The organism is Brevibacterium daeguense (genome assembly GCF_021729135.1).
In the GTDB taxonomy this organism is placed as follows: Bacteria; Actinomycetota; Actinomycetes; order Actinomycetales; family Brevibacteriaceae; genus Brevibacterium; species Brevibacterium daeguense.
This window is the reverse complement of record NZ_JAJTWW010000004.1, coordinates 66,928-89,353: the sequence shown is the minus strand read 5'-3', so window position 1 is coordinate 89,353 and position 22,426 is coordinate 66,928. Positions and strand designations below refer to the sequence as shown.

24 protein-coding genes and 1 pseudogene are annotated in these 22,426 nt (G+C 69.0%); 12 read left to right on the top strand and 13 right to left on the bottom strand.

Annotation, left to right across the window (positions count from 1 at the left end; genetic code table 11):
• The first annotated feature begins 59 nt into the window (after positions 1-59).
• On the top strand, positions 60-1,262 hold the full coding sequence (locus tag LXN01_RS05245; protein WP_236863526.1) for an ATP-binding protein: 1,203 nt from the start codon (positions 60-62) through the stop codon (positions 1,260-1,262).
• A 13-nt stretch (positions 1,263-1,275) separates the two neighbouring features.
• Here the strand turns inward: LXN01_RS05245 and LXN01_RS05240 are convergent.
• A pseudogene (locus LXN01_RS05240) lies at positions 1,276-1,652 on the bottom strand (superoxide dismutase family protein).
• 747 nt (positions 1,653-2,399) lie between these two features.
• Here LXN01_RS05240 and LXN01_RS05235 point away from each other — a divergent pair.
• Positions 2,400-3,113, top strand: coding sequence for an SRPBCC family protein (locus tag LXN01_RS05235; RefSeq protein ID WP_236863525.1), 714 nt, complete (start codon positions 2,400-2,402; stop codon positions 3,111-3,113).
• 16 nt (positions 3,114-3,129) lie between these two features.
• On the opposite strand, the gene LXN01_RS05230 is transcribed toward LXN01_RS05235, so the two are convergent.
• Positions 3,130-3,495, bottom strand: coding sequence for an iron chaperone (locus LXN01_RS05230; protein ID WP_236863524.1), 366 nt, complete (start codon positions 3,493-3,495; stop codon positions 3,130-3,132).
• Between the two features lie 159 nt (positions 3,496-3,654).
• On the opposite strand from LXN01_RS05230, the gene LXN01_RS05225 reads away from it, so the two are divergent.
• The 6 genes from LXN01_RS05225 to LXN01_RS05200 all read left to right on the top strand — a co-directional run bounded on the left by LXN01_RS05225 (position 3,655) and on the right by LXN01_RS05200 (position 8,560).
• Complete coding sequence (locus LXN01_RS05225) at positions 3,655-4,212, top strand: OsmC family protein (RefSeq protein WP_236863523.1); 558 nt, start codon at positions 3,655-3,657, stop codon at positions 4,210-4,212.
• 76 nt (positions 4,213-4,288) lie between these two features.
• Entirely contained in the window at positions 4,289-5,170 is an 882-nt protein-coding gene (locus tag LXN01_RS05220) for a DUF5926 family protein (RefSeq protein WP_236863522.1), read from the top strand.
• Between the two features lie 83 nt (positions 5,171-5,253).
• Entirely contained in the window at positions 5,254-6,051 is a 798-nt protein-coding gene (locus LXN01_RS05215) for a glycosyltransferase family 2 protein (protein ID WP_236863839.1), read from the top strand.
• Positions 6,048-7,049 (top strand): prephenate dehydratase, encoded by a 1,002-nt coding sequence (gene pheA, locus LXN01_RS05210; protein ID WP_236863521.1) that lies wholly within the window; start codon positions 6,048-6,050, stop codon positions 7,047-7,049. Before LXN01_RS05215 ends, pheA begins: the two co-directional genes overlap by 4 nt.
• A 169-nt stretch (positions 7,050-7,218) precedes the next feature.
• Entirely contained in the window at positions 7,219-7,410 is a 192-nt protein-coding gene (locus tag LXN01_RS05205) for a DUF6458 family protein (protein ID WP_236863520.1), read from the top strand.
• Between the two features lie 67 nt (positions 7,411-7,477).
• Entirely contained in the window at positions 7,478-8,560 is a 1,083-nt protein-coding gene (locus LXN01_RS05200; protein WP_236863519.1) for an LCP family protein, read from the top strand.
• Positions 8,561-8,564: 4 nt separating this feature from the next.
• Here LXN01_RS05200 and LXN01_RS05195 read toward each other — a convergent pair whose 3' ends face one another.
• Positions 8,565-10,418: an FAD-dependent oxidoreductase gene (locus tag LXN01_RS05195; protein ID WP_236863518.1), complete on the bottom strand. Its 1,854-nt coding sequence runs from the start codon at positions 10,416-10,418 to the stop codon at positions 8,565-8,567.
• Positions 10,419-10,490: 72 nt separating this feature from the next.
• Here LXN01_RS05195 and LXN01_RS05190 point away from each other — a divergent pair, with 72 nt between their 5' ends.
• A complete protein-coding gene (locus tag LXN01_RS05190) occupies positions 10,491-11,048 on the top strand; it encodes a helix-turn-helix domain-containing protein (RefSeq protein ID WP_236863517.1) in 558 nt (185 codons plus the stop codon).
• Between the two features lie 22 nt (positions 11,049-11,070).
• Here LXN01_RS05190 and LXN01_RS05185 read toward each other — a convergent pair whose 3' ends face one another.
• The 9 genes from LXN01_RS05185 to arsB all read right to left on the bottom strand — a co-directional run bounded on the left by LXN01_RS05185 (position 11,071) and on the right by arsB (position 19,075).
• Entirely contained in the window at positions 11,071-11,850 is a 780-nt protein-coding gene (locus LXN01_RS05185; RefSeq protein WP_236863516.1) for an arsenate-mycothiol transferase ArsC, read from the bottom strand.
• A gap of 334 nt (positions 11,851-12,184) precedes the next feature.
• Positions 12,185-13,480, bottom strand: a complete 1,296-nt coding sequence (locus tag LXN01_RS05180; RefSeq protein ID WP_236863515.1) for a Dyp-type peroxidase — start codon at positions 13,478-13,480, stop codon at positions 12,185-12,187.
• Entirely contained in the window at positions 13,464-14,018 is a 555-nt protein-coding gene (locus LXN01_RS05175) for a copper chaperone PCu(A)C (protein ID WP_236863514.1), read from the bottom strand. The genes LXN01_RS05180 and LXN01_RS05175 overlap by 17 nt, the downstream gene beginning before the upstream one ends.
• A gap of 172 nt (positions 14,019-14,190) precedes the next feature.
• A complete protein-coding gene (locus LXN01_RS05170; protein WP_236863513.1) occupies positions 14,191-14,820 on the bottom strand; it encodes a hypothetical protein in 630 nt (209 codons plus the stop codon).
• A 154-nt stretch (positions 14,821-14,974) separates the two neighbouring features.
• Positions 14,975-15,604 carry an arsenate reductase ArsC gene (locus tag LXN01_RS05165; protein WP_236863512.1) on the bottom strand — a complete coding sequence of 210 codons (630 nt, stop codon included), beginning with the start codon at positions 15,602-15,604 and terminating at the stop codon, positions 14,975-14,977.
• A gap of 67 nt (positions 15,605-15,671) precedes the next feature.
• Positions 15,672-17,018: an FAD-dependent oxidoreductase gene (locus tag LXN01_RS05160; RefSeq protein WP_236863511.1), complete on the bottom strand. Its 1,347-nt coding sequence runs from the start codon at positions 17,016-17,018 to the stop codon at positions 15,672-15,674.
• Between the two features lie 50 nt (positions 17,019-17,068).
• Positions 17,069-17,500, bottom strand: coding sequence for an arsenate reductase ArsC (locus LXN01_RS05155; RefSeq protein ID WP_425547653.1), 432 nt, complete (start codon positions 17,498-17,500; stop codon positions 17,069-17,071).
• Between the two features lie 28 nt (positions 17,501-17,528).
• A complete protein-coding gene (locus LXN01_RS05150; protein WP_236863510.1) occupies positions 17,529-17,960 on the bottom strand; it encodes an arsenate-mycothiol transferase ArsC in 432 nt (143 codons plus the stop codon).
• A complete protein-coding gene (gene arsB / locus LXN01_RS05145; RefSeq protein ID WP_236863509.1) occupies positions 17,957-19,075 on the bottom strand; it encodes an ACR3 family arsenite efflux transporter in 1,119 nt (372 codons plus the stop codon). Before arsB ends, LXN01_RS05150 begins: the two co-directional genes overlap by 4 nt.
• 77 nt (positions 19,076-19,152) lie before the next feature.
• Here arsB and LXN01_RS05140 point away from each other — a divergent pair, with 77 nt between their 5' ends.
• The 3 genes from LXN01_RS05140 (at position 19,153) to LXN01_RS05130 (ending at position 21,910) form a co-directional block, all read left to right on the top strand.
• Complete coding sequence (locus LXN01_RS05140; protein WP_236863508.1) at positions 19,153-19,509, top strand: ArsR/SmtB family transcription factor; 357 nt, start codon at positions 19,153-19,155, stop codon at positions 19,507-19,509.
• Complete coding sequence (locus LXN01_RS05135; RefSeq protein WP_236863507.1) at positions 19,502-20,623, top strand: ArsO family NAD(P)H-dependent flavin-containing monooxygenase; 1,122 nt, start codon at positions 19,502-19,504, stop codon at positions 20,621-20,623. The genes LXN01_RS05140 and LXN01_RS05135 overlap by 8 nt, the downstream gene beginning before the upstream one ends.
• Before the next feature lie 123 nt (positions 20,624-20,746).
• Complete coding sequence (locus tag LXN01_RS05130; protein ID WP_236863506.1) at positions 20,747-21,910, top strand: MFS transporter; 1,164 nt, start codon at positions 20,747-20,749, stop codon at positions 21,908-21,910.
• A gap of 6 nt (positions 21,911-21,916) precedes the next feature.
• Here the strand turns inward: LXN01_RS05130 and LXN01_RS05125 are convergent, their stop codons facing one another.
• Entirely contained in the window at positions 21,917-22,393 is a 477-nt protein-coding gene (locus LXN01_RS05125; protein ID WP_236863505.1) for a MaoC family dehydratase, read from the bottom strand.
• Positions 22,394-22,426 lie beyond the last annotated feature (33 nt).

Sequence of the window (22,426 nt, the reverse complement as noted above, 5' to 3'; positions counted from 1 at the left end):
CCGGAGACGCGCGTATGTCGCAGGCGCTAGAGATGCTTAGACCTCGGTACCGTGGGTTCATGGACCCCATTCGCAATCCCTATGCTCCCGGCGCCGGACAGCGCCCCCCGGAGCTCGCCGGCCGCGACACGGAGCTCGACATGTTCACCGTCGTGCTCGAGCGGATCGCCCGCGGCCGGCCCGAGCGGTCCCTCGTGCTCACCGGACTGCGCGGGGTCGGCAAGACCGTGCTGCTCAACGCACTGCGCTCGGCGGCGGTGCGGAAGCGGTGGGGAACCGGCAAGATCGAGGCCCGGCCGGACATCGAGCTGCGCCGGCCGCTGTCGGCCGCGCTGCACCAGGCGGTCCGCGAGCTCGGGATCCGCGACGACGACTCGCGCGACTACGTCCTCGGCGTGCTCAAGGCCTTCGCCCAGCGCAGCGCCGGCAAGGACGCGAAGCTGCGCGACCGCTGGCAGCCCGGCATCGACGTCCCCGCGATCACCGGCCGCGCCGACTCCGGCGACATCGAGATCGACCTCGTCGAGCTGTTCACCGACATCGCCGGCCTCGCCGAGGACTCCGGCCGGGGCGTGGCGGTGTTCATCGACGAGATGCAGGACCTGCAGCCGCCGGATGTCTCCGCCCTGTGCGCGGCCTGCCACGAGATCTCGCAGCTGGGGCTGCCCTTCATCGTGGTCGGCGCCGGGCTGCCGCACCTGCCGGCGGTGCTCTCGGCGTCGAAGTCGTACTCCGAGCGCCTGTTCCAGTACCGGCGGATCGACCGGCTCGACCGCGAGCAGGCCGACCGGGCGCTGCGCTCGCCCGCGCTCGCCGAGGGCGCGGACTACACCGCCGAGGCGCTCGCCGCCCTGTACAAGGCCACCGACGGCTACCCCTATTTCGTGCAGGCCTACGGGAAGTCGGCCTGGGACGTCGCTCCCGAGTCGCCGATCACCGAGGAGGACGTGACGGTCGCCGCGCCGGCGGCCCAAACGGAGCTCGCCGTCGGCTTCTTCGGCTCCCGCTACGAGCGTGCCACCCCGGCCGAGCGCGAGTACATGAAGGCGCTGGCCGACCTCGAGATCCTCGAGGAGGCGCCCGATGCGAACGGGGTCGCGACCAAGGACCTCGCCTCGGTGCTCGGTCGCAAGCCGCAGTCACTGTCACCGGCCCGCGACGGGCTCATCAAGAAGGGGCTCGTGTACTCCGGCGAGCGCGGCCGGATCGCGTTCACCGTGCCGCACTTCGGGCGCTACCTGCGCGCCCAGCCGGAGCTGTGAGCCGGGTCGGCAATCACTCGCCGCCGACGACTCCGCAGGCCAGCCTGTCACCCGCGTTGCCGGTGGACGCGGTGTCCTCGTCCCCGCCTCCCGGGACGTTGCCGAAGTTGTCGGGATCGGCGTGGATCATCACCGAGCTGCCGTCGTCGTCGAGCAGCATGGCCCGATCCACACGGTGGGTGACGATCGTCATCGTCGCGGTTCCGTCCTCATTGACCAGCAGCGTCGGCAGGTCACCGGCGTGGTCGGGTGTTCGGCGCCGTCCTCACCCGGAATATGGGAGCCGGCTGACTTGAACGCTCCGGTGTCCGCCGGGTCGTCCGGCGCCGCACTGTCCGGCTCGCACTTGCCGATCTCGTGCAGGTGGAATCCGTAGAAGCCGGGATCCATGTTGTCGATGCTGATCTCGAGCCGCACACCCGCACCGGCGTCGTCGATCGTGACGTCGCCGACCTCGTTGCCGCCGCCGTCGGCCAGCGGGACGGTCACCGGGAAGGTGCCGGCGGGCTGGGTGCCGCCCGCATCCTTCTCCTCGGTCGGGGTGCTGCCGGCGTCGGCTGCCTGATCCGTGGCTTCCGGCTGCTGGGTCTCACTGCCCATGGGAGTGCCGACGGGCTCTCCGTCGCCCTCGGCTCCGCACGCGCTGACCGCGAGGGCGGTCCCGACTGCGAGGGCTGCCGCGGCGAGGCGTCGAGGCCCGCGGCGGCGAGGGCCGTTCGTTCGATCGGGGCCGGTGATGGTGGGTTGGGTTGCGCTGCGTCGCATGTCAGTCGTCCTCACTCGTAGGATTCGCCGGTGTCGTGCGCGTGCGCCTTCTTGGCGTGCCTGCACGTCCGTGGTGACCCTGCTCAAGGTTCCCGCGGGCTCCTCGCTGAGCACCTGCCATCAATCTAACAACGACAAGGTGTGTTGTCAGTGGTTGTGTTCGGATGCGGATTGTTCCGCCGGATGATCGATCCCCATCCGGCAGGGTGATAGCTGGCCGAGAACCGCAGCCCGACCGCACGCGGGACGAGTATCCTGAAGGCCACGTCGACTGCCGATCTCCCCGCTGGGAGGGAGGTCTCCCTCGTTGCCCGAACGGCGAAGGCGAGTGCCGAACGGCGAAGGCGAGTGCCGAAGGAAGGAAGGTCCGTCATGCTCGATGAGGCCACCCGAGAAGAAGTGGTCGCGGCCATCGATCAGCTGCAGCTGCGGACGGAGTTCCAGAGCCGGGGCCCGGCGGGCAGCGCCGCCGACTCGGAGATCACCCTCACGCAGACGTTGACCCTGCCGGCATCAGCCGCCGAGGCGTGGGCCCACCTGACCGAACCCGACCGGCTGACCATGTGGTCGCCGATCGTCCCGGATCGCCCGCTGATTTCCGAAGGCCCCGCCGAGGCGCGTGAGAACCCGGAGGACGAAGGCCTCGACGCCACCGTTCTCACCGTTGAAAGGGAGCGGCTGCTCGTCCACCGGTGGGGCCCGGGGATAGTCCGCTGGGATCTCACACCGGCCGACTCCTCCGTTGCAGCAGACTCATCCGGTGCGGCCGATGCCTCCAGTGCGGCCGATGCCTCCAGTGCGGCCGATGCAACCGGTGCGGCCGATGCAACCGGTGCGGCCGAACGCGCCGGCGCGGCTGCTGGTTCGCAGGAAGGGTCCGGTGCTGGAACCGAGCTGCGGCTGGAGCAGCGGTTCGCCTCGGCGGAGGAAGCCGCGCTGACAGCGGCCGGATGGCACATCTGCTTCGCGATGCTCCAGCTGGTGCTCGCGGGCAGGAAGGTGCAGCGCGTGGTCGGGGCCGACGCCATGGAGGTCAGCTGGGAGCGCTTGCGCGACACCTACGCGGCGATGCTTCGATCCGCTTAGGCCGGCACTCCAGGCTCTACATCCAGAGGACTCCGTCTTCCTTGTACTCGCGGATTCGGTGCTCGATCATCCGACCCAGCAGTTCCTCCGGGACCGGTTCGGAATAGGGGATCTGGACTGAGCCCTTCCCGGTCTTGAACGGCGACAACTCGGCAGCGAATGCTTCCCGGGTGCTGGGAGTGAACACGAAGTTCACGTGATTCGTGTATCCGGCGAATACGAAGAGGATGGTGTTGAGCGAATACGCGGGGCTGCCCCACTTGAGGCTTTCCACGGCGCCGGGGGCGCAGGTCTGGCTGAGCATCCGCAGCTCCCGGAGCCGAGTCCGTTTCTCCGCAGGGAAGGACTCGATGTATTCGTCAACGGTCGCGAATTTCGCCATGCTTCAGTCTCCAGGAGGGCAGACTTCTCTTCAAGGCCACCCAGCGACGGCGTCCTCAAGTGACGGTTTGTGTCGCCCGATGACTGCCCATGTCGCCAGATGGCGGCAGATGTCGGGTGACAGGCGGTTCCGCAGGCGCCCGCTCCTACAGTCGGCACCATGACTACTGGAACAACGACACAGACCGCAGTCCCCGAGATCACCGCCGACGACCGCGCCGCCCGGCTCACCGAGGCCGGCACGGCCTGGGCCGACCGCATCGCCGCCGACCGCACCAGCTCCCACCTCGTCAACAGGGTCAAGAGCGAAGGCATCGGATCCGTCGCGACCACCGTGCGAGCCGGCAAGCACAACTTCATCGTCGACGAGCCCGCCCCGCTGGCAGGTGACGATGCCGGTCCGAGCCCCGTCGAGTACGCGCTCGGAGCGCTCGCCGGCTGCCAGGTCGTCGTCTACCGGCTCTACGCCCAGCAGCTCGGAATCCCCTTCGACGAGATCGCGATCACCGCGGAGGGCGACCTCGACGCCGCTCGCCTGTTCGGCGCCGACGAAACCGTGCGGGCCGGCTTCTCCGAGGTGCGTCTGAGCATCGAGATCAGCGGACCCGAGTCGCAGGAGCGCTACGTGGAGCTCAAGGACGCTGTCGACGCGCACTGCCCCGTGCTCGACATCTTCCAGAACCCGACGCCGGTGACCACCACCGTCACCCGCGCCTGACCACGCGCTCTCGCCTGCCGCAGCCGCCCGGTGGCTGAATACCGGGCGCGCAGGGCGGACACGTAGACTGCACCGCATGGGTAAGAAGTCCAAGAAGTCCAGAGAAGACATCATCGCCAAGCGCCTGGCGAAGGCGCAGGCGGCGGCGTTCGTGCAGCGGCCGTTCGAAGGCCTGCCGTTCGAGGCCGACCTCATCTGCCTCCGCGAGCTGGTCCCGGCGGCGACCGCCTCGGCGAAGCTCACCGAGGAGTACGGCGGCACCGAGATCACCTTCGCCTCGCTGCTGCCCGCGGCCTGGCAGGCCCTCCACCGCGCCGACGGCGAGATCATGGCCGGTCTCCAGGTCCCGTTCTCCTCACCGGATGCCTCCCGCGACGTCACCGCCGCGATCCTCAAGGTCAAGGACGCCGAGCCCGGCACCTACGCGGAAGCCGACACGAACCCCGGCGACGGACCGCGCCTGCAGGACATCCTCGACACCAGCGTGCCCTTCAAGGTCACCGTCGCAGAGTCCTTCGACTACTGGCTGCCCGAGGATGCCGACCAGCAGGACGAGGACCTCAAGGCCGGGCTCGAGCAGGCCAACGAGAACATCAGCCCCACCGAGAAGCTCGTCTCCGCCGAGGCCGCGTACTGGACCGAGATGGGCGGCCGGATCTACGTCCGCTGGGCGCAGTCCGAGAGCGAGGACGCCGTGATGAACGGGCTGGCCCGACTCCACGCCCGCGGCGACAACACGCTCGGCGGGATCGGCAAGTACCTGGGCTGCTTCCGCGCGCAGGGCATCGTCATCCCTGTCTGGGAGCTGCCGGACAACACGCAGCCCGACGAGGTCGAGGGCTCGCTCGGCGAGTTCCGCACGCAGCTCGACGAGGCGATGGCCAGCACCGAGCCGCTGAGCTTCGAAGAGCGCCGCGCCAAGGCCGGAGTAGTCTCCCGCCAGCTCACCATCCGCTGATGAGCGCCGCGGACGCGAACCCCGACCCCGAGGCGTCGGCCGGTCCCGAGGTGCCGCAGGCGCCGGAGGCCGGCCCCCATCCGATGGCCGAGCTCGTGCCCCAGGCACCCAGTGCCGTCGCCGTGATCATCCCTGCCAAGGACGAAGCCCAGCGGATCGCCGCCACGGTGGCCGCGGCCAAGCAGGTCCCGGGTGTCGACCTGGTCATGGTGATCGACGACGGCTCGACCGACGACACAGGCCGGCTGGCGCGGCGGGCCGGCGCCGAGGTGATGACCCACCGGAAGAACCGCGGCAAGGCCCAGGCGATGATGACCGGCGCGTTCGCGGTGCGCAACCGCGAGATCTCGAACCTCAAGCCGGGGGAGAGGCCGCGCCACCGTGCGCTGCTGTTCATCGACGCCGACCTCGAGGACTCCGCACTCAACACCGCCCCGCTGGCCACGCCGGTGCTCGCCGGCGAGGCCGACATGACGATCGCGATCCTGCCGCCGCAGAAGCGCTCCGGTGGCGGCTTCGGCCTGGTGGTCGGACTGGCGAGGAAGGGCATCGCCGAGCTGTCCGGCTTCCAGGCCACCCAGCCGCTGTCTGGCATGCGCTGCCTGACCCGGGAGGCCTTCGAGGTCGCGCTGCCGTTCGCGTCCGGCTGGGGTGTGGAGGCGGCGATGACCATCGACGTCGTCAACGCCGGCCTGCGGGTCGCCGAGGTCGAATGCGAACTCCACCACCGCGTCACCGGCAGGGACTTCAAGGCGCAGGTGCACCGGGCGGCACAGTACCGCGACGTGCTGCGGGCGCTGACAGTGCGCCGCGCCCGGCGGCTGACGAGCTCCGGCCGGCTCGAGAGCCTCCGGCGGATGCTGATGAGGAGGAACGCATGACGTTGGCCTTCGGCTACCTGGGCCCCGAGGCGACCTTCACCGAGGCGGCCCTCATCCAGCTCCTCGAGGCGCGCGGGCACACCGACGCCGAGCGCGTCCCCATGCACAACACGGAGGCCGCGTTCGACGGACTGGTCAACGGGCGCCTCGACGGGGCGGTGGTGCCGATCGAGAACTCCGTGGAGGGCGGTGTGCCCGCAACGCTCGATGCGCTGACCTCCCATGGACACCTGCAGATCATCGCGGAGACGCTCGTCCACGTGAAGTTCGTGCTGTGCGCCCGCCCGGGTACGCAGCTGGGCGACATCACGACCTACTCCACGCACCCCCACGCCGAGGCGCAGACCCGCGGCTGGACGGCGCGGAACCTGCCCGGCGCGCACTACCTGCCCGCCTCGTCGACGGCTGCCGCGGCCCGTGATCTGGCACCGCTGCCTCCCGGCTCGGACGGTCAGCCGGCCGCGGATGCTCAGCCGACAGGCGCTGGCTCCGCCGGCGATGTCCGCTATCAGGCGGCGATCTGCCCCGCGCTGGCCGCCGAGCGCTACGGTCTGGAGGTGCTCGCCGAGGACATCGGCGACATCACCGGCGCGGTCACCCGGTTCGTCCTGGTCAAGCTGCCGGGAGCCCTGCCGGAGCCGACCGGCGCGGACAAGACCACGCTCGTCGCCCAGCTCGCGAGCGACCGCGCGGGCGCGCTGCTCGAACTCCTCGAGCAATTCTCGACCCGCGGCGTGAATCTGTCCCGCATCGAATCGCGCCCCACCGGGGACGGCCTCGGCCTCTACCAGTTCTCCATCGATGCGCAGGGCCACCTGGCCGAGGCGCGGGTCGCCGAGGCGCTCGCCGGCGTGCACCGAGTCGCGCGCCGGCTGCAGTTCCTCGGCTCCTATCCCGAAGCGACCGGCAGCCGGGTCTTCGTCGCGCCGCACAACACGGACGAGTCCTTCGCGGAGGCGCAGGCCTGGCTGGAGCGGATCCGCTCGGTCGGCCTGTGAGCCGGGTGTGATCGGCGCGCGTCGCCGCTGACGGCCGCGGATAGCTGCTGAGGATCCCGGCGGTTAGGCTGCGGCCGATCGCGGCGCGCCTGTTGTGACTTCCGAGCGGGTCCGGAATACTGAAGCGGAACCTGCATCCTCCAGCATCAGCCAACGTCAGGAGCCAGCAATGGGTTTCGGAGTCGGAATCTTCCTCATTCTCATCGGCGCGATCCTCGCCTTCGCGGTGCGGGATTCGTGGTCCGTGATGGATCTGACCATGGCCGGCTACATCTCGATCGGCGTCGGGGTCCTGGCGCTCATCCTCGCCTTCATCACGCTGATGTCCCGACGGAGCAGGCGCCGACTCGACCGACCCTGATGCGTGACGGAACCGAAATCGGCCTAAAGTAGGGGAAGCATACTGCTCGACCTTCTGGAGGCGCCTCGTGCCCGAATCGCACAACCACTCGGATTTCGACAGCATCTTCCTTGAGGATGAACCTGTCGACGAGCGGGACCTGGACTCCCGGCGCGGCGACGGCGGTCGAACGCGGAAGAAGCGCAAGACCGGCCGCAATGTGCTGATCGTGGTGCTCGTGCTCGTGCTGCTGGCAGTGCTCGGAATCGGCGTCTATGCCTTCTACGTCGCCAACCTGTGGGACTCCGGGTCGCAGGGCGTCACGGACGAAGAGGCGTTCGGCGGGGACCGTCCGGATCCGGAGGGCACCGGCACCAACATCCTGCTGCTCGGTTCGGACACCCGCGCGGAGGGCGACGACCTCGAGGACGCCCGCGGCAGCCGGTCCGACACGATCATGGTCATGCACCTGCCCGAGGACAGCTCGGGAGTCCAGATCATGTCGATCCCGCGCGACGCCTGGGTGGAGGTCGAAGGCCATGGCCAGGCGAAGATCAACGCGGCGATGTCCTACGGCGGCCTGTCGCTGGCCACGTCGACGATCAGCGACTTCATCGGCGCGCCCATCCACCATGTGGCGGTCATCGACTTCGAGGGCTTCCAGGCGCTGACCGACTCCCTCGGCGGGGTCGACGTCGAGTCCGAGCAGGCCTTCAGCGTCGACGGACACACGTTCGACGAGGGCACCAATCACCTCAACGGCGAAGAGGCGCTGGCGTTCGTCCGCGCCCGCAAGCAGTTCGCTGACGGCGACCTGCAGCGCGTGCGCAATCAGCAGGCCTTCCTCACCGGGATCATGAACGAGATCATCTCGGCCGACACGCTGAGCAATCCGAACAAGGTCGCCGGCATGGTGCGCGACTTCTCGCCCTACATGACCGTGGACTCCGGGCTGTCCGCCTCCAAGATCGCGAGCATGGCCTTCGGGATGCGCGATATCCGCTCCGGCGACATCGAGTTCTTCTCCGCTCCGGTCTCCGGCCTGGGGACGTCCTCGGACGGGCAGTCCTACCTCACGATCGACGAGGGGGAGCTCGGCAAGGTCCGGGACGCCTTCAAGAACGACACCGTGGACGAGTACGCGGCCGCGGCCGAAAGCCAGCACCTCTGAGCCGTCAGAGCCTGCGCAGCAGCACCACGGAGTCCTCGAGCCTGCCCGTCTGCCCGTCCGGGCCGGTCGCGTCGCGCTCGCGGATCTCGCAGATCTCGACCGACCAGGCAGCGGGATCCAGGTCGAGTGCGGCGACCTCCTCCTCCGGTCGGAGGAAGACCGGGCCCCTGCCCTCGCCGTGATCGTGCTCAGCGAGGCCCGAGGTCCACGGGGGAGGCGCGGCGTGCGAGGTGATGAGCAGGTGTCCGCCCGCCGCCACTCGGGCGGCCACACGGCGCAGGATCCGGATGCGCTCCAGGGCGACCGGCGACTGGAAGAAGCTGGCCGTCACGAGGTCGAAGGGCCCCTCGGTGCTCTGCTCCTGGTCATTCCGGCTGAGGTCGGCCACGACGAAGCGGAGCCGAGCCTCGACGTCGGCCTCCCGGGCAGCCGCGGTCGCGTGACCGGCGGCAGTCGCGGAGATGTCGACTCCCGTCACCTCCCAGCCGCGGGTGGCAAGCCAGATCGCATCCGCCCCTTCGCCGCTGCCCAGGTCCAGTGCCCGGCCCGGGCGGAGCCCGGAGACGACGTCGACGAGCACCCGATTGGGCCTGCCCGACCAGACGGCATCCTCGCCGGCGTAGTGCTGCTCCCAGAACTCAGCGGGATCGGTGCCGCCCTCGGTTCCCCTCATTCCGCCGTCACCTCTGCTCATGCGGCCTCCCCTGCCACCCTTGCCTCCCCTGCCACCCCTGCCACCCCTGCCACCCCTGCCACCCCTGCCTGCACTCCCTGGGCTGCCTGCGCTGCCGGTGCTCGCCGCACTGCCCACCGCCGCATCGAACTCCTCGGCGACGAGCGCGCCGTTCACCGCTGCGCCGGTGAGGGCGCCGGCCCCGATCGACATCGGCACAGAGGCGGTCGGATTCACGACATTGCCGATCGCCCAGATGTGCTTCGCGCTCGTCCTCCCGGACATGTCCACAGCGAGGAACGAACCCAGTGGGCTCTCGTTCCGTGCCAGGTTCAGGTGCGCCAGGAACTCGTCCTGCGGACGCAGCCGTCCTCCGGTGAAGATCACCTCGATCGGGATCTGGCCGCCGTCGGCCAGTCGGACCGCCTCGATCGTCGTTCCCTCGCCGAGCACTTCCTTCACCGGCTCGTCGACCAGGGTGATGCCGCGGGATCGCAGCCGAGCGGACACCTCGGGGTCCAGCGGGCCGATCGGGGCCGTGAACACGGTGACCTGGGCGCTCCACTGGCGGATGAGCTCGGCGAGGTGGAGCACGTGCGGCGAGGTCACGAGCACGCCGAGGCGCCGGTCGCGGACTTCCCAGCCGTGGCAGTAGGGACAGTGGAGCACGGTCGTGCCCCAGCGCTCGGCCAGGCCGGGGATGGCCGGCAGCTCATCGCGGGCGCCTGTCGCCACGATGACGGCGCGCGCCCGCAGCCGGCCGACGTCGGTGGTGATCAGGGCAGTGCCGTCGAGGGTCGCCTGCCCGCGTGCGTCGTGGGCGTCGTGGCGGCCCGAGCGTTCGGCATCCCCACTGTGCTCGTCCACCCGACCGGACTCGTCCACCCGCTGGACGCGGGCGCCGAGGAACTCGACTCCGTAGGCTCCGGCCTCGGTGCGCCCGCGGCTGAGGAGCTCGGACGGGGGAGTGCCCTCGTTGCCGAGGACTCCGTGCATGTGCTCTGCGAAGCGGTTGCGCGGGCTGCCCGCGTCGATGACGAGGGTGCGGCGACGAGCTCGTCCGAGCATGAGAGCGGCCGACAGTCCTGCCGGGCCGCCGCCGATCACGATCGCGTCCCAGACGGCGGCCTCCCAGCCACTGGAGTGGTTCGAGGTGGTGTGAAGGGTGTTCTGCGGGGTGTTCATGCGTGTAGTGTGTGCGCGAGAAGGACGGTTCGGCAAACAGTTTTGCAGAATCAGCAAAAGGATGGTGGCGCGGTGGACGAGCTCAAGCACCTGGGGCCCCGCCTGCGGGCGATGCGCAAGGCGCGCGGCTGGACGCTCGAAGGCCTCGCGCGGCGGGCGGGGGTGTCGGTGAGCACGGTGTCGCGACTGGAATCCGGGAAACGACAGGCGAGCCTGGAGCTGCTCCTGCCGCTGACGCGTCAGCTCGGCATCCGGATCGACGACCTGGTGCGTCCGGAGGTGCCCGACCCCCGTGTCCGCCGTCCCACCGTCCAGCGCGGCGGCATGATCATCACACCGCTGGCCCCAGTCGGGTCACCGGTGCACACGTTCAAGATCTCGTACCCGCCGGTGTCGACGGTGCCGGAGCTGCAGGTGCATGACGGGTTCGAGTGGCTGTACGTGCTCACCGGCAGGCTCCGCCTGCTGCTCGGCGATCAGGACCTGATCCTGACGCCGGGCGAGGCAGCCGAGTTCGACACGCGCACGCCGCATGCGATCTTCGCGTCGGGCTCGCGGTCGGCCGAGGTGCTGAGCATCTTCAACGGAGAGGGCGCGCGGATCCATACCCGCACCGCGGAAGACGAGTGACGGTCTGCAGGGCTGCTGGTGCTCAGACGGCTGTGCGCGCCTGCTCGTCCTCGGTCGCTCGACTCTGCTCCCTGATCTCGGCCCACAGCTGGTGCACATGCGCCTCGATCTGGTCCACGATCCCGCGGACCTCCTCGATCCGGACGTCGTCCAGGTGCTCGACATCAGGCCCCGCGATGTCCCAGTCCAGGTAGCGCTTATCGGGATAGATGGGGCAGGCGTTGTCGTGGCCGATCGTCACCACGTAATCGGTGGCCCGCACGATATCGTCGGTGAGCGGCTTGGGATAGGACTTGGTGAGCTCGACTCCGCGCTCCCGGAGCACCTCGGCGGTGAGCGGGTGGACGCGAGTGCCGGGGGTGATGCCGGCCGAGCGCACCTCGACGGCATCGCCAGCGGCGTGGGCCAGCAGCGCGGCTGCCATCTGTGAGCGGCCGATGTTCGGAGCGCACACGAAGAGCACGTGGGGCACCAGCTTGGCGATCTTGCCCTGGGACTTCGCCAGTGCCCGCAGTCGATCGTTCGCGAAGTGCTCCGTGAGGATCCCGAGGAATGTGTCGACCTTGGCCGTCCGTGCCAGGGAGCTGTAGGACTCGAAGACGTAGCGCTCGACGGTCTCCGGGGAGAACATCCCCTCGTACTCGCGGCTGAGGGATTCGACGACCTGCTCCAGCACATGCAGGTTCAGGGGCGTGACCGCCGTGTCCGGGTCGGGTGCTCGGCGGGCGTGCAGTGGATGTGCTGGATGCTTCGCGTGCAGCGCGCGCAGCGCGTGGGCGCGTGTCTGCTGAGTCTCAGTCATGGCGGTTCCCTCCCGAGCGTGGCTGTTGCTCGTCACCTCAATCTAGAGCCGGAATTCCACCTATGCAATACCGGTTGGTTGATTGCCGTTCACCTGTTATTCATATTGTGTATTCCCGCATACCGATCGCGCCGGATTCAGGGAGCGTGTCGCCGACGGTGCGGTCATCACCGCGGTCGGGTGGTGGGGAGCGAGCAGGTCCGGCACGCACACTGGGCAGCGTGCGTGCCGGACGGGAGGTTGCTTGGCGGGAGGTTGCCGGGCAGGAGGTTGCCGGGCAGGAGGTTGCCGGGCGGGAGGGAGTCGGGTTCAGGTCCCGCGAGGACCTGCGATGTCACGCCTCAAGCAATCGGGACCCGATGTAGTCCCCGGCATCGCAACCCGGCGGAATCGCCCATACCGTTGACCCGATCGGGGACGTCCAGGCGTTGAGGAGGTCGGCTTCGTCCAGGCGGCGCTGGATCGGCAGGAACTGTCGGTGGATGCTGGCCTGATACGAGGCGAACATCATTCCGCCTTCCGACACCTCGCCTGTGATCGGGATCGAGTGGTAGTTGTAGACGCGCCGGTGGATCTGTTCGGCCGGCTCGTCGACGTTCCGCGATCTGGCCACGTGTGACACCGGCGAGATCACCTTCAGCCCCGCCTCTGTCGTTGCCGACAGATCAGGGATGTCGAATTCGTGCTCACCGGTCAGCGGTGCCCCGGTGGACAGGGACCGACCGACGGAGAACTCCCGGCCGGGCCGATCGACCTCGTCCCAGGTGTCCAGGTTCATCGCGATGTCGCGCAGCACCAGTGAGGTGCCGCCGACCAGCCAATCCGGGTAGTCGGTTGCCAAGTCCGTCGGCGGTGCGCCGCGCGGGCCGAACTGCTGCCCGCTGCCGGTCTCGCCCCACACGAGGCGGGCGAAATCAGCCGATCCGGCGGCCGGGTTGGAGGTGCCGTCGACCTGGCCGAACAGGTTGCGTGCCGTGGTGCCGGCGGGATCGGACCCATAGGCCCGCCGGAATCCGGCCTTCTGCCATGCCGGCCGGGTGAACGCCTCGGCGTCCTTGAGCAGCATCCGCGCGGCGTGGGCGACCGTCGTGGGGTCGTCCGAGCAGACTTGCAGCAGCAGGTCCCCGCGGCACAGCTCCGGTCGCAGCCTGTCGATGCCGAACTGAGGCAGCGGCGCCAGCCAGTCCGGCACGTGCCGCCTGCCGGCCCGCGCGACCAGGTCGCGTCCGAAGCCGAAGGTGATGGTCAGTCGAGCCGGGTCCTCGGCCAGCTCCGGTTCCGGATCCGCCAGCGGCGCCCGACCCTGCGTCAGACGTGCGGCGTCCTCGGTCAGCAGCCGGAGCAGCCGGGTCACACCGCTGCGGTCGGTTTCGGGTCGCAGGGACAGGGACAGGAACAGGCCGTGGGTCTGCGGGCTGGTCTCCACCCCGGCCTGATGCCTGCCGTGGAACGGCTCCAGTCGGGAGCCGTTGAGGCCGGCGGTGTCCGGCCCAGCCGCCGGCGGGGCGGACGTCTCGCGCTCGATGAGCGCGCCAGCCCCCATTCCGGCCAACCCTGCGCCCAATCCGATGACCGAGGCACCGAGCAGGTCGCGGCGATTCACCGTCGGCATGTCAGTGCTCCGATTCATGCATGTCGTAGTCCTCCTGAGCGCCGGAGTAGTCCTTGGCGACCACGGTCACCGGGATCGTTTCTCCGGTCGACGTCACCAGCTCGACGGCGACCTCGCCGCCCGGTTCGATCGGCTCTCGCAGCTCCATCAGCATGATGTGGTCGCCGCCTGGCTCGAGCGCGAGGTGCCCGCCTGCGGGAACCGTGAAACCGCCCTCGACCTGACGCATCGTCGAGGAACCAGAGGGGTCGGTGGTGGTCTCGTGCAGCTCGACCATGCCGGCCGACTCGCTGGTTGCGGACTCCAGCACGATGTCGGCACCAGTGCCGTTGGTCAATACGCCGAACATCGAGGTCATGTCCTCATCGGTGGCCTTGACCCACCCGTCGGTCAGAGTCAGCTGCGGCGCGGCACTCGCTGTCGTGGCGACAGTGCTGCCGGGCGTGGAGGTGTCCTGTGAAGTCGCCGGACTGCTGCAGGCTGCCAGGCTGGTGCTCAGCGCGATGCTGAGGAGGCCGGCGGAGATGACTGGAAAAAGGGGTCGAGAAGTACGCATGGGTCTGTCCTTTGCATGCGAGGAGTCGCCTCGCGATTGGGGGATTCTCTGCGCGTGCCCGCTCGGCCGGTGTCGCCATTGGCGCCGGTGCCGCCTCACTGGCCCTTCGGGCATGGTGTGCGAGCAGCGGCTGCGGCCCAGCCGGCTGCGGCAGGCAGAGTGATGAAGGTCTTCAGGCAGCCAAGGACATGGGCGGCCCGCGTCGATAGGAATTCTCGAGCACCGCATCGGTGACAGTCAGACGCGGTGCAGGCCGAGGCGTCGCCACCCGCGGCGGCTGAGGGATCGGAACGAGTTCGAAGAAGATGACGACACCGGCGCCGAGCATCAGCACCAGCAGCCGGAACAGCGCGTCCTCGCCGCGCTTGAGCACCAGGACGGTGACCAGGGTCGCTGCCACGTGAGCGAGAGCCATGGCCCCTGAAGGTGCCGCTGAATGCGCTGCGGTCGCCTCGGCCGTCCCGTGGACATGCCCGGCCGCAGCGGACGAGGCGAGAGCGTCAGCCAATGCGTCCCCCGGGCTCACTCCGTGCTGGTGGCCTCGCAGGGTCGGCGGAGAACCGCTGAACAGCACCATCGTGCAGTGGAGCATCAGCTGCGCCGCCGCGACGATCGCCGTCAACGACCAGTACCCGAACCTGCGACCGGCCAGCAGCACCGACAGCCAGGTCAGCATCACCAGGGACACGACAACTGCGGGCACGGGAACGGCGCCGTCGGCCGACTCGTGGAACATCAGGCCGACGATGAGCGAGATCACGGCAGCAAGCAGCCCGCGGACGAACCGCAACTGCGCAGACATGCCCACCTCCTGCCGCGACGACGCAACCGGTGCCCAGACGACCGAAATTCTCCACCGTGGGGACCATCGGATTGGTTCTACTCAGTGTAGAACACGACGGCCCCGCTGACGGGACCACTCGCACGATGGCCTCGTCGGCTGGGGTCGATCGCTCTCAGCTCCGGATCTGAGTCCAGAGGTCGTGGACGCGGCTGTCGATCTGGTCGACGATCTCGCGAACTCGTTCCGGTGTCTCATCGGCGGGATCGTCGAGTTCCCAGTCCAGGTAGCGTTTGCCGGGGTAGATCGGGCAGGCGTCGCCGCAGCCCATGGTGATGACGTAGTCGGCGGCGCGGACGACGTCGTCGGTCAGCGGCTTGGGGAATGCGCCGGACAGATCGATGCCGCGCTCGACCAGCGCGTCGACCACGAGCGGGTGCACCTCGGATCCGGGCAGCGACCCGGCCGAGCGGACCTCGACGCTGTCTCCCGCATAGTGCGCCAGCAGTGCTGCCGCGATCTGGGAGCGGCCGACGTTGTGGACGCAGACGAACAGCACCTGGGGAACCGTCTTCGCGATCTTGCCCTCGGCCAGGGCCAGGGCGCGGAGTCGGTCGGCCGCGAACCGTTCGGCGAGGATCGCCAAGTGCTCACGGATCTGCGCGGTCCGCGACAGGGTGGTGTAGGACTCGTAGACGTAGCGCTCGATGGTTTCCGCGGAGAACATGCCCGTGTACTTGCGCGTGAGGTCGCTGACGGAGAGCTGCAGGACTTTGGTATCGAGCGGCGGGTTTTCGGCGGTCATGGCGTCGTCCTTTCGTGGCGGTTCCAGAAGTTCGGAGGAGACGTTCTCAGCAGGGTCCGCGGCTGTTTCAGGAGCAGCACGACGAGGCGGGTGCCCCGCCGATGGTGACCGGGATCGGCCCGGCGGGCACGTCGCAGGATCCGCCGAGGTCGGTGGAGCAGACGCCGGTCTCGGGCAGCTCGAGGTGGACTGTGTCGGCGGCGGTGCGGTCGCCGGCCAGCGCGGCGGCGATGGAGCGGACCTGTTCGTAGCCGGTGGCCATGAGGAACGTCGGGGCACGCCCGTAGCTCTTCATGCCCACGATGTAGAAGCCCGGTTCGGGGTGGGCGAGCAGGCGTTCGCCGTGCGGGGGCACGCTGCCGCAGGAGTGGAACTCCGGATCGATGAGCGGGCCGAGCCCGCGGGGGGCGTCGACGGCAGGATCGAGGTCGATTCGCAGCTCGGCCAGCATGGACAGCTCGGGTCGGAACCCGGTGGCCGGCACAAGCACATCGACAACCAGTTCCTCGGCCCCGTCGGGCCCGTTGGCGTGGACGCGCAGCTGCTCGCCCGTGGTCTCGAAGCCGGTGATGACGAACGAGGTGTGGACGTCGACCCTGCCGGATTCGACCAGGTGCCGGAGGCGGGAGCCGAGGGCGCCGCGGGCGGCGAGCTCGTCACGGTCCTCGCCGCCGAAGGCACGGGAGACGTCGGGGGAGCGGACGGCCCAGCTGATTCGCATGCCCGGCTCATCCTCGGCCACGGCGGCGAGGTCGAGCAGGGCGTTCGCCGCCGAGTGGCCGGCCCCGACGACGAGGACATGCCGGTCGGCGAACCGGTCCCGGTCGACCCCGGTGACGGCAGGCAGGGGTTTCGTGATGAGACCGCGGGCTGCCGCCTCGGCCTCCCCGGGAGCAGGCAGGCCGGACCGGCCGAGCGGATTGGGCTGGTGCCAGGTGCCGGAGGCGTCGATGACGCTGCGTGCCGCCACGTCCTCGGAAGTCCCGTCGGAGTGGGCGATGCGGACGAGGAACGGGGTGTTCTCCCTGTCCGCGCTCCGCGTCTTGTCGATGCCCTCCCGGGAGACGGCGATCACGCGGGAGTCGGTGCGGATGACTTCGCCCAGCGCGGCTGCCAGCGGGGTGAGGTAGTCGTCGACCAGTTCGTGACCGGTGGGCAGGATCTCCGGGTTCGGTGCCTGCCAGTCGCCGGACTCGAGGAGCCGGCGGGCTGCGTCGTCGATATTGAACCGCCACGGGGAGAACAGGCGGGTGTGGCCCCAGTCCCGGATCGCGGCCGCGACGGTGTCACCGGCTTCCAGCACCAGCGGGGTCAGGCCGCGTTCGCGCAGGTGGGCGGCGGCGGCCAGCCCGACGGGGCCGGCGCCGATGACGACGATGGGCAGGGCGTTCGGCGCGGTCGCGCTGGTGTTCATTTCGGCTCCTGGTCGGTGGGCGGTGGCTGCGGTGAGCGGAAAGGGCGGCATCAGGACGAGCTGGTCGACGCCGGCAGCAGTTCAGCCACCAGCCGCTCGATGCGGGACTTGATCTCGTCGCGGATCGGGCGGATGGCATCGATCCCCTTGCCGGCCGGATCGTCGAGCTCCCAGTCCTCATAGCGCTTGCCGGGGAAGATCGGGCAGGCGTCGCCGCAGCCCATGGTGATGACGACGTCGGAGGCTTTCACCGCCTCGGTGGTGAGGATCTTCGGGGACGCCGAGGTGATGTCGATGCCCTCTTCGGCCATCGCCTGCACGGCGACGGGGTTGATCTGATCCGCGGGTTCGGACCCGGCGGAGCGGACCTCGATCCGGCCGTCGGACAGCTCGGCGAGGTAGCCGGCGGCCATCTGGGAGCGGCCCGCGTTGTGGACGCAGACGAACAGGACGCTGGGGGTGGTTTCGGGTGCAGGGGTCACAGGCGATCCAATCAGTAGGAGAGAGCAGTCAGCCGTTCAGGAGTGCGGGAAGCAGTTCGCGGACGCGGGCGTCGATGTCGTCGCGCACCAGCCGCATGCGCTCGATGCCCTCGATGCCGCGGTGGGAGGGTTCGTCGGTGGTCCACGTCTCGATGGCTGCTCGCATACCGTCAACGGGTTCGACGTGGGCCTCCTCGCCGAGGACGATGACCTGGTCGACCCGGCGCAGCAGCTCGGGGTCGATGGGCTTGGGCGAATCCTCGGACATGTCGGCTCCGACCTCGGCGACCGCTTCGGCGGACAATCCGTTGAGGGAGCTGCCGGGCTTGGTGCCGGCCGAGTGGACCTCGACGGCGTCGCCGGCGTGGCGGCGCAGCAGCGCGGCGGCCATCTGGGACTTGCCGCCGTTCTTGACGCAGACGAAGAGGACGCTGGGCTTGCTGTCGGCAGTGGGGGTCATGAGCGCGCTCCTGCAATTCGGCGATTCGGGAGGGTCGGGTCGCCCGGGAACAGCTTGGGACCGACCCAGAGGGCGACATAGACGAGTCCGACGAGGACGGGAACCTCGATGAGCGGGCCGACCACACCGGCCAGCGCCTGCCCGGAAGTGATCCCGAACGCTCCGATCGACACCGCGATCGCGAGCTCGAAGTTGTTGCCCGAGGCGGTGAAGGCCACACTGGTCGACTTCGCGTAGTTCAGCCCCACGGCCTTCGAGGCGAACAGGCTGAGGGCGAACATCAGAACGAAGTACAGCAGCAGCGGCACCGCCATCCGGGCCACGTCCAGGGGCTGGGAGGTGATCGCCTCGCCCTGCATGGCGAAGAGCAGCACGATGGTGAACAGGAGTCCGTAGAGTGCCCAGGGGCCGATCCTCGGCAGGAACTTCTCCTCGTACCACTCGCGACCCTTGGCCTTCTCCCCGAAAACGCGGGTGAGGAAGCCGGCGAGGAGCGGGATGCCGAGGAAGACCAGCACCGAGGCCACGATCGCCCACACCGAGAAGTCCGCCGAGGTGGTCGGCAGTCCTAGCCAGGACGGCAGCACCTGCAGGTAGAACCAGCCCAGCGCACCGAACGCCACGACCTGGAACACGGAGTTGATGGCCACCAGCACTGCGGCGGCCTCCCGGTCGCCGCAGGCCAGATCGTTCCAGATGAACACCATTGCGATGCAGCGGGCCAGGCCGACGATGATCAGGCCGGTGCGGAACTCGGGCAGATCGGGCAGGAAGATCCAGGCCAGCGTGAACATGAACGCCGGTCCGACGATCCAGTTGAGGAACAGCGACAGCGTCAGCAGCTTCCGATCCCCGGTCACCCGATCCATCTCGTCGTAGCGCACCTTGGCCAGCACCGGGTACATCATGACCAGCAGGCCGATGGCGATCGGCACGGAGATCCCGCCGATCTTCACCGCATCCAGGGCCGTGTCGAGACCCGGCACGAAGCGGCCCAGCAGCAGACCGACGGCCATCGCCGCCAGAATCCAGACTGCCAGCCACCGGTCGAGGAATGACATCTCCTTCGTCACCGGTACCGCGTTCTGCGCGGCCGTCGTTGCAGTGGTGCTCATCCCAGCTCCTCGTATCGATGAATGTCTATCCGAAGAGTAGCCTGACACTTCGATAAGCGTCAATGTATGCTGGTCACATGAGCACTGTACTGGAGAACGTGAAACTGCTCGCTCCCCATGCGGGCGACTGCTGTTCGCTGGCGACCGCACCGCTGAGTGCAGACGACGCCGAGCAGATGGCGGGAAGACTCAAGGCGCTGTCCGACCCTACTCGGCTGCGGGTGCTGTCGCATGTGGCTGCACAGGGGTGCGACGCCGTGTGCGCCTGCGACCTGACCGAGACGCTCGACATCAGCCAGCCCACGATCAGCCACCACCTCAAGAAGCTCGTCGAAGCGGGCCTCCTGACCCGCGAGCAGCGCGGCAAGTGGGCCCACTACACCGTCGTCCGCGAGGCCTTCGCCGAGCTGCGCCAGTTCCTCGCCCTTGACTGACGCTCCCGCGGTGAACCCGGCACCGGGAGTGGATGTCGCCGTCGTCGGCGGCGGACAGGCGGGGCTGGCGACCGGATATTATCTGCGCCGCGCCGGGATGTCGTTCGTGATTCTCGATGACCAGGACGCCCCCGGCGGCGCCTGGAGACACACGTGGTCCTCGCTGCGTCTGTTCTCGCCGGCAGAGTACTCCTCCCTGCCCGGTCGGCTGATGCCGAGGTCGCCCGGCGGCAACCCCGATGCCGATCACGTGATCCGGTACCTCGCCGACTACGAGGAGCGCTATTCGCTGCCGGTCGAGCGGCCGGTTCGAGTCGACCACGTCGTCCGAGCCCCCGAGGGCTTCCGATTGGCAACGGACCAGGGTGAATGGCGGGCACGTGTCGTCGTCAATGCGACGGGCACCTGGTGCCAGCCGTTCTGGCCGACCATGCCCGGACAGAGGAGCTTTCGCGGCGATCAGCTGCACAGCGCCTCCTATCGCGGCCCCGATCGGTTCGAGAACCGCGCCGTCCTCGTCGTCGGCGGCGCGAACTCCGGCGCGCAGATCGCAGCCGACCTCGCGGGCGTGGCGGACGTGACATGGTGTCTGCGCGGGAAGCCGCGCTACCTGCCCGATGACGTCGACGGGCGTGAGCTCTTCCGCGTGGCCAGTCAGCGGGTGCGCGCAATGGCGGCAGGCGAGCCGGATCCCGGAGGAGTTGCAGACCTCGGTGACATCGTTGCCGTCCCGCCCGTCAGGGCAGCACGGGACGCGGGGCGGCTCACGCCGAACCCGATGTTCGAGCGCTTCACCGGCGACGGTGTCGCTTGGCCCGACGGCAGCACCCGCCGCATCGATGCCGTGATCTGGTGCACCGGCTTCCGACCCGCCCTGCGCCACCTGCGAGAACTCGATCTCCACGAGCCCGACGGCAGCGTCGGGCTCGATGGCACCGCCTCGACCCGAATCCCCGGTCTCCACTTCGTCGGCTACGGGGACTGGACCGGCCCGGGCTCGGCCACCCTCATCGGAGTCGGATCGACGGCGAAAGCCACAGTCGCCGGCATCACGGAGTGCCGGCACCTCACCTCGACCGCGACCCTGCCATCATCGACCGACGTTCGAACCTGACTGCGCACAAGCTCTTGAGTCCGACCTCCCATCCCCTGGTGCTCGACCCGGCATCGCCGTCTCGACGGCATCGACTTACTGGAGTGATGAATCCCCGTGCAATCTTCCGACACGATTCCAGCCATGACTGATCGTCCTCGTGGTGGGCTCGTCGCGCTCTGTGCTGCTCAGATCGTCAGCTGGGGGCTGCTCTACTACTCATTGCCGGTAGCCGTCGCGCCGATCTCTGCGGAGACCGGGTGGAGCCATACCGTCATCACCGCGGCCCTGTCTGCGGGTCTGGTGGTATCCGCGGTGGCAGGCATCCGAGTGGGACGGCTCCTCGACGGCCATGGTCCGCGTGCCGTCATGACGACCGGCTCCGTGCTCGGCGTCGGGGCGATGCTGCTGGTCGCGTGGTCACCGAACCTCCTGATGTTCTTCACCGCGTGGCTGGTCGCGGGCCTGGCCCAGTCCGCAGTCCTCTACCCGTCTGCCTTCGCCGTCATCACCCGCTGGTACGGGCCGCGGCGCGTCGGCCCGCTGACGACCCTGACGCTGGTCGGCGGCCTGGCTTCGACGGTGTTCGCGCCGTTCGTCGCGTATCTGATCGACCAGTTCGGCTGGCGGATGAGCTACCTCGTGATTGCCGGCATCCTCGCTGTCGTCACCGTGCCTCTGCACGCGCTGTTCCTCAACGGCCGCTGGACCGACACCGTCGGTGCGAGCCCGCACGAGAACCCGAGCGCCGAAATCCGGGCCGTGACCCGGTCACGGCAATTCATCACGCTGCAGGTCACCATGGCGGTCGCGACCTTCACGCTCTTTGCCGTCACCATCAACATCATCCCGATGTTCCTGGAACGCGGGATGTCCTATGGCATGGCGGCCCTGGCGCTGGGCCTGATCGGCGTCGGCCAGGTCGTGGGTCGGATCGGATATCCGCAGTTCGCCCGAGCCACCAGCGCGCGAGCGCGGACGGTCGTCATCTTCGCTGCCGGTGCGGTCGGACTCTGGGCGCTGGCCCTCCTGCCCGGGCCGGGCTGGCTGCTGATCACCGTTGCCGTGCTGGCCGGTTCCGTGCGCGGCTGCCACACGCTGCTCCAGGCCACCGCTGTCTCCGATCGATGGGGAACGAAGCACTTCGGAACGATCAACGGCATCTTCACCGCTCCGATGACTTTCGTCGGGGCCTTCGCCCCGGTGGCGGGGCCGGCTGTTGCCAGCCTGCTGGGCGGATACCCGATGATGGCCGCGGTGATGGCCGCTCTGCTCACAGGAGCCGCGATCCTCACCAGCCGCACCTGAGGGGGATCACACCTGCAGGGCGTCCGCGCCGCCTTCGGGTCGGCGGGTCACCACGAGCGTGGTGACGTAGCGCATGCACAGCTCATCGCTCTGGTTCAACGTCCTGCATTCGACCTTGACGAGGCCGCGATCCGGCTTCGAGCGCGACTGTCGCACCTCCTGGACGGTGCATTCCACGTGAAGCGTGTCGCCGGGTCGGGCGGGATTGGGGCGTTCGATGTGTCCTCCGGTTCCGATGACGCCGTCGGCGAGCGGCAGCGCATCGACAATCAGTTTCATGGTGATCGCGGCGGTGTGCCAGCCACTCGCGACGAGACCGCCGAAGAAGGACTCTGCGGCCGCCTCGGGGTCGGTGTGGAAGGGCTGCGGGTCGAACTGGCGGGCGAATTCGACGATCTGCCCGGTGTCGAGCTGATGCTCGATGCTGCTGAACCGATCGCCGACGGCGAGGTCTTCGAAGTACTCCGGGGATTTGCTGCTCATGGTCGGGACTCTCTCGTGATTGAAGCAGGGCGT